5 protein-coding genes are annotated in these 6,324 nt (G+C 56.6%); 3 read left to right on the forward strand and 2 right to left on the reverse strand.

The genetic code is table 11. The features are described from left to right. The 3 genes from CDI09_RS16925 to CDI09_RS16930 all read left to right on the forward strand — a co-directional run. Positions 1 to 1,943: site-specific DNA-methyltransferase (locus CDI09_RS16925; RefSeq protein ID WP_249034057.1), on the forward strand; the 1,943-nt coding region annotated here is incomplete at its 5' end. Positions 1,944 to 1,979: 36 nt separating this feature from the next. Beyond that, positions 1,980 to 2,285 (forward strand): hypothetical protein, encoded by a 306-nt coding sequence (locus CDI09_RS18725; protein ID WP_236944497.1) that lies wholly within the window; start codon positions 1,980 to 1,982, stop codon positions 2,283 to 2,285. Next, positions 2,282 to 4,345 (forward strand): 3'-5' exonuclease, encoded by a 2,064-nt coding sequence (locus tag CDI09_RS16930; RefSeq protein WP_078526880.1) that lies wholly within the window; start codon positions 2,282 to 2,284, stop codon positions 4,343 to 4,345. Before CDI09_RS18725 ends, CDI09_RS16930 begins: the two co-directional genes overlap by 4 nt. Before the next feature lie 375 nt (positions 4,346 to 4,720). Here the strand turns inward: CDI09_RS16930 and CDI09_RS16935 are convergent, their stop codons facing one another. After that, entirely contained in the window at positions 4,721 to 5,926 is a 1,206-nt protein-coding gene (locus CDI09_RS16935) for an IS91 family transposase (RefSeq protein ID WP_408884521.1), read from the reverse strand. 25 nt (positions 5,927 to 5,951) lie between these two features. After that, on the reverse strand, positions 5,952 to 6,224 hold the full coding sequence (locus tag CDI09_RS16940) for a tyrosine-type recombinase/integrase (protein WP_205836722.1): 273 nt from the start codon (positions 6,222 to 6,224) through the stop codon (positions 5,952 to 5,954). Positions 6,225 to 6,324 lie beyond the last annotated feature (100 nt).

Here is a 6,324-nt window from a genome sequence, read left to right on the forward strand (position 1 = left end):
CTGTTCATCCGTCAGCCAGAACAGGTCGCTCATCTTCAGTCTCCTTGCAGAGCCTGAATCAAAATTCCCTACAAAAATCAATGGGTCCTGAGCCTAAGGCGTTTCGAGACACGTGGCGGGATGGAATTCATTCTTATCTTACCTATCTGCGAGATCGACTTACGGTGGCGCATGATTTGCTGACCGAAAGTGGAAGTGTTTTTGTTCAGATTGGGGACGAGAATGTTCATCGTGTGCGTGCGGTGATGGATGAGATTTTTGGTGAAAATAATTTCTGTGCTCAAATAGCTTTTCAAAAAACGGGAGGATTTTCTCCCTCTTTGATATCCTCAGTATATGATTATGTAATTTGGTTTTCGAAGGATATAACAAAAACAAAATACAGAAAAATTTTTAAGACAAAAGATAAGTATATTTTAGATTCTGGGTATAAATGGGTTGAGTTGAACAGAGGACTGCGAAAAACAATTGCGGCGGCAACAAAGGATGGCTCTATTCACGACAAAGATCAAAGTCGTTTTCAGACCAGTATTTTGGTATCAGCTGGAGCATCTGAAAAAGGTTCTCATCCTTACATATATAATAAAAAGAAGTTTTTTCCTGCCCAAGGAACACATTGGAAAACATCACAACGTGGACTTGGTGTTTTGCAAAAAGCAAATCGTCTTCAGGCAGTAAAAAACACACTTACATATGTAAGATATTCAAATGATTTCTCTGTGACGGAATTTAATAATGTTTGGAATGACACGGTTAGAAGTACTTATGCGTCAAAAAAGATATACGTCGTACAAACTTCTGAGAAAGTCATAGAACGCTGCATACTCATGGCCACCGACCCTGGCGATCTTGTGCTCGACCCTACCTGCGGCTCCGGTACTACAGCCTACGTTGCCGAGCAGTGGGGCCGACGCTGGATCACTATTGATACCTCTCGCGTGGCACTCGCTCTAGCTCGTTCGCGGTTGATGGGCGCACGCTATCCATATTACCTCCTCGCCGACAGCCCGGAAGGGCAACGCAAGGAGGCCGAACTTATGCGATCGGTCCCGAAATCACACCCGACACACGCCAACATCAAGCATGGCTTCGTTTATGAGCGTGTGCCGCATATCACGCTGAAATCCATCGCCAACAATGCTGAAATCGATGTGATCTGGGAAGATTTTCAAGCACGTCTGGAGCCTCTGAGAGCAAAACTCAACAAAACATGTGGCCAGCATTGGGAAGAATGGGAAATCCCGCGTGAGGCAGACGCGGACTGGCCCGAAGCTGCATGCAAAGCGCATGAGGCATGGTGGGAGCAGCGCATTGCCCGTCAGAAGGAAATCGACGCCTCCATCGCGGCCAAGGCAGATACCGAGTATCTTTACGACAAACCTTATGAAGACCGTTCGAAGGTGCGTGTGAGCGGACCGTTTACGGTTGAGTCTCTCTCGCCTCACCGGATGCTGGCGGTCGGCACGGACGATCAGTTCTTCGATCCTGGCAAACCGACGGCGCCCTCGCGCGATCCATCCGTGCGTGATTTCGTCACCATGATCCTGACGACCCTGGGTGAAGCCGGCGTGCAGCAGGGCGACAAGCGCGAGCGGATTACCTTCACGTCGCTCGATGTCTGGCCGGGCAAGATGCTATGTGCTGAAGGCCGCTTCATGGAGGGCGAGACCGAGCGGCGAGCAGGTATATTGATCGGTCCGGAATTTGGCACGGTAACAAAGCCTGATCTGACCGCAGCAGCCCGTGAGGCCGGAGATGCCGGGTTTGATGTGCTGATCTCCTGTGCATTTGCGTACGAAGCCAATGCGTCTGAGTTCAACAACCTCGGGCGGCTGAAAGTCTTGCGCGCGCGAATGAACCCGGACCTGCATATGCAGACAGACCTGAAATCAAGCGGCAACCTGTTCGTCGTGTTTGGTGAGCCGGATATTGGCATTGAATGAACAGAAGATGGAGAAATCCGTGTCCGCATCCATGGCGTGGATGTGTTCAAGCCTTCGACGGGTGAGGTTGTGTCGGGTGGACCAGAGGATATTGCCCTGTGGATGATCGACACGGATTATAACGAGGAAAGCTTCTTCGTGCGTCATGCCTACTTCCTCGGCGCAAACGATCCTTACAAGGCGCTGAAGACGACACTGAAAGCGGAAATTGACGAAGAAGCCTGGACTAGCCTGAACAGTGAGGTCTCTCGTCCGTTCCCGAAACCCGAAACCGGACGGATAGCAGTGAAGGTCATCAACCAGTTTGGCGATGAGGTGATGAAGGTGTTTGATATCTCATGACCGAGTTCCGCATCGCCGACACGTTCACCGCGAGCCTGACGCGGCTTTCGGGGCAGGAGCAGAAAGCGGCGAAGATCACGGCGCTGGATCTTCAACTGAACCCGACCGGTAAGGGACTGAGCTTCCATCGCATCGACCACGCAAAAGACGCGCATTTCTGGTCCGTCCGGGTGAATAGGGATATTCGCCTGATCGTGCATCGTATGGCAGGCAGTTTGATGCTCGTCTGGGTCGACCATCACGATGACGCCTATCGTTGGGCCGAGAGACGGCGGATTGAGGTTCACCCCGCGACCGGCGCGATGCAGATGGTGGAAATCCGCGAACGGGTTGAAGAATTGCCGGTTCCTGTTCTGCGAGAAAAGCGACTGTTCGCGGGACGCACGGACGCGGAACTGCTTTCCTTCGGAGTGCCAGCGGATTGGCTGGCGGATGTTCTGGCCGTCACCGACGAAGATGCGCTGCTCGATCTGCTCCCTCACTTGCCTGGTGAGGCGGCAGAGGCATTGATGGCGTTGGCAGTGGGGGAAAAGCCTGCTCCGGCACGGGTCGAAAAAGAGGTTCAGGGCTTCGCCCATCCCGATGCTCAACGTCGTTTCCGCGTGCTGCATGGAGTGGAGGAACTGCGCCGAGCGTTGGATTATCCATGGGACAAATGGGCCATTTTCCTTCATCCTGCACAGCAGGCGCTGGTGGAGCGGTCATTCTCTGGGCCTGCGCGGGTAATGGGTTCCGCCGGAACGGGAAAGACGATCGTTGCTCTACATCGCGCTGTGCATCTGGCGCGAGTTCATCCGAACGAACGCGTCCTGCTCACAACCTTTTCCGGTCCGTTGGCACGTGCGCTGGCGACACGGGTGTCACTGTTAGTTTCGGACGACAGTTCGCTCGCCTCCCGGATTGACGTAAGTTGTCTGATGCAAACGGGGCTGGGGCTTTACACGACCCTGACGGGGAAAAAGCCGCTCATAGCCTCCTCAGCCGATATTCAGGAGCGGCTGACACAAATCGCGAATGATGCAGCGGACAGCCGGTTTTCGCTATCCTTTCTGTTCGGGGAATGGAGTGACGTCGTAGATGCGCGCCAGATCCGTGATTGGGAGACCTATCGCACAGCATCACGCCTGGGCCGCAAGGCCCGCCTGGGTGAAAAGCAGCGCGCGGCTCTCTGGACGTGTTTTGAATCGTTACGGACGTCGCTTGCCCAAGACAGTCTGATGACCATGGCCGATGTGTTTTCGGGTCTGACCGACGCATTGCAGGCTGGACGACTGGCGCCTCCTTATGGGTTTGTCATCGTGGACGAGGCGCAGGACCTGGATATCGCCGAAGCGCGTTTCCTTTCCGCTCTTGCCGGTGGAAAGGAAAACGGTCTGTTCTTTGCAGGCGATCTTGGCCAGCGGATTTTCCAGCAGCCTTTTTCATGGAAGGCAATGGGGATTGATGTTCGAGGCCGGTCGTCCACCTTGAAGATCAACTATCGCACCTCGCATCAAATCCGGACGCACGCAGACCGACTCCTCTCCCGATCCGTCTCGGATGCTGACGGTATTGCGGACGAACGGGCCGAAACGGTCTCTCTGTTCGATGGTCCAACGCCGATTGTTGCATTGTTTGATTATGCTAAGACAGAAGAGGCTGAGGCCGGACGCTGGATTGCCAATCGTATGAAGGAAGGTTACCTGCCTGAGGAAATCGCTGTTCTTGTTCGCTCTCGATCCGAGATCGACCGGGCGAAGGCTGCCGTTCGTGCAGCCAGCATAACGGCTACAGTATTGGACGACACGCTCGTCCTGACCCCTGGTTCCGTTTCCATATTGCCGATGCATCTGGCAAAAGGACTGGAATTCCGCGCTGTTGTGGTTATGGCGTGTGACGACGAGATTATCCCGCTCCAGGAACGGGTCGAGCAGATTGGGGATGAAGGCGAACTCGAAGAAGTTTACGCCACTGAGCGCCACCTTCTTTATGTGGCCTGCACGCGCGCCCGAGATTGGCTCTGGATATCGGCGATAAAACCAGGATCAGAATTCCTAGATGATTTTGAGAGTCTCAAGTAATCAATTTTGCGTTTAAAGCGAAGGGGACTGATCAACGATGTCTGCTTGTTTGTCGCAGGATCTAGAAGCAGACCTTCCGCACTCCTGAAGAGTTTCGGGCGCCGTGAGGCGTACGAAAGTCGGGGAGGACCGAACCCGCGACACCGGGACACAGTTATGGGGAATTTGCAACTGGCGCTGCCCTGAGGCGCCCCTGAGCGGGGTCACGTGGCGGCATTCGTGACGCGGCAAAGGGCGTTTCCCGCTGATCCTACACATGAAGATGACAGGATCTTCAGGGCCTCAGGTGCGCGCTTTCCGCCGTTTTTTCGCGTTTTGCGTAAGCCTGTCGGTGTGCCGGAACGAGACGGTTCCGGCAGGCATCGGGTTATAGGGTCATGTCTGCCGGTCATCATGCTGATTCCCCGGCCGGATCAGTCGCCCGTGGCGGTCCTCTGGGCTGGCACCAGCGGGGAAGGATCTGGATAACGACCATCTGCCCCCACAGCATGGGCAGGGCGGTGGCGTGACCGGTCCGGACTCCGGGACTTCCGCCGCTGGTGTGGGGATGACATTCAGCAGGTCCCGCGCCCGGGCGAGACTGGCCTTGCGATTGGAACTGGCCAGCAGGCCGTAATGGCGGATGCGATGAAATCCCCGTGGCAGGACATGCAGCATGAAGCGGCGAATGAATTCATCCGTGCCAAGCGTCATGACCTGCTGCTGATGCGCGGTATCCCGGCGGTAGTCCTTGTACCGGAACGTCACGCCCCTTTCGTCGAACGCGAGGAGGCGGCGGTTCGAGATGGCGACGCGGTGGGTATAGCGTGACAGATAGGCCAGCACCGCTTTTGGACCGGCAAACGGTGGCTTGGCGTAGACGACCCAACGCCTGCTGCGCACAGGGGCGAGATACCGCAGGAAGGCACGGCGGTCTGCCAGAGGGGCAAGCTGCCCCCGGAAGACCAGCCGGTCGGCGTCGAAAAGTGCCAGCAGCCGGGTCAGGAACAGGCGGCGGAACAGCTTGCCCAGCACCCGGACGGGCAGCAGGAAGGCCGGGCGCGATGAGATCCAGCGTTGGCCATCGGGTGAGAGACCGCCACCCGGCACGATCATGTGCACATGGGGATGATGGGTCAGCGCTGAGCCCCAACTGTGCAGCACGGCGGTGATGCCGATGCGCGCGCCCAGATGCCGGGGATCGGCGGCGATCATCATCATGGTCTCCGAGGCAGCCTGGAACAGCAGGGCGTAGAGAACGGCCTTGTTCTGAAGCGCGATGTCGGCGATCCGTGCCGGCAGGGTGAAGACGACATGGAAATACCCGACCGGCAGCAGATCGGCCTCCCGTTCGGCCAGCCATGTCCGTGCGGCGTTCCCCTGGCAGCGCGGACAATGGCGGTTGCGACAACTGTTATAGGCAATGCGCCAGTGTCCGCAGTCCCCACAGGCCGCGACATGGCCACCCAGGGCTGCGGTGCGACAGTGTTCTATCGCCGACATGACCTTGAGCTGCTGTAGGGGAAGACGTCCGGCATGGGCTGCCCGCCAGGCAGGACCGGCAGCCCGAAAGATATCGCCAAGTTCGAGCGAGGCGGACATGACCGTGCCCACCGAAGCTCGGGGATCAGCCGTCGGGCCTCGCCTGCGCCGTCGCCAGGGCCCCCAATGTGTCGAGCGGGCTGATCACCGCCCGCACAGTGCGGGTAGCGACCCTTGTATAGAGCGCTGTGCTGTCGAGACGGGCGTGACCCAGCAGGGCCTGGATCACGCGGATATCGACGCCATCCTCCAGCAGGTGCGTCGCAAAACTGTGCCGCAATGTATGGGGACCGACCCGTTTGCTGATCGATGAATTGCCCCGGGTTTTGTGGAGACATTTTTTATCTGAACTACGCAGCTAGGCTCAGGACCCATTGATTTTTGTAGGGAATTTTGATTCAGGCTCTGCAAGGAGACTGAAGATGAGCGACCTGTTCTGGCTGACGGATGAACAGATG

It is taken from the genome of Komagataeibacter nataicola (genome assembly GCF_003207795.1).
In the GTDB taxonomy this organism is placed as follows: domain Bacteria; phylum Pseudomonadota; class Alphaproteobacteria; order Acetobacterales; family Acetobacteraceae; genus Komagataeibacter; species Komagataeibacter nataicola.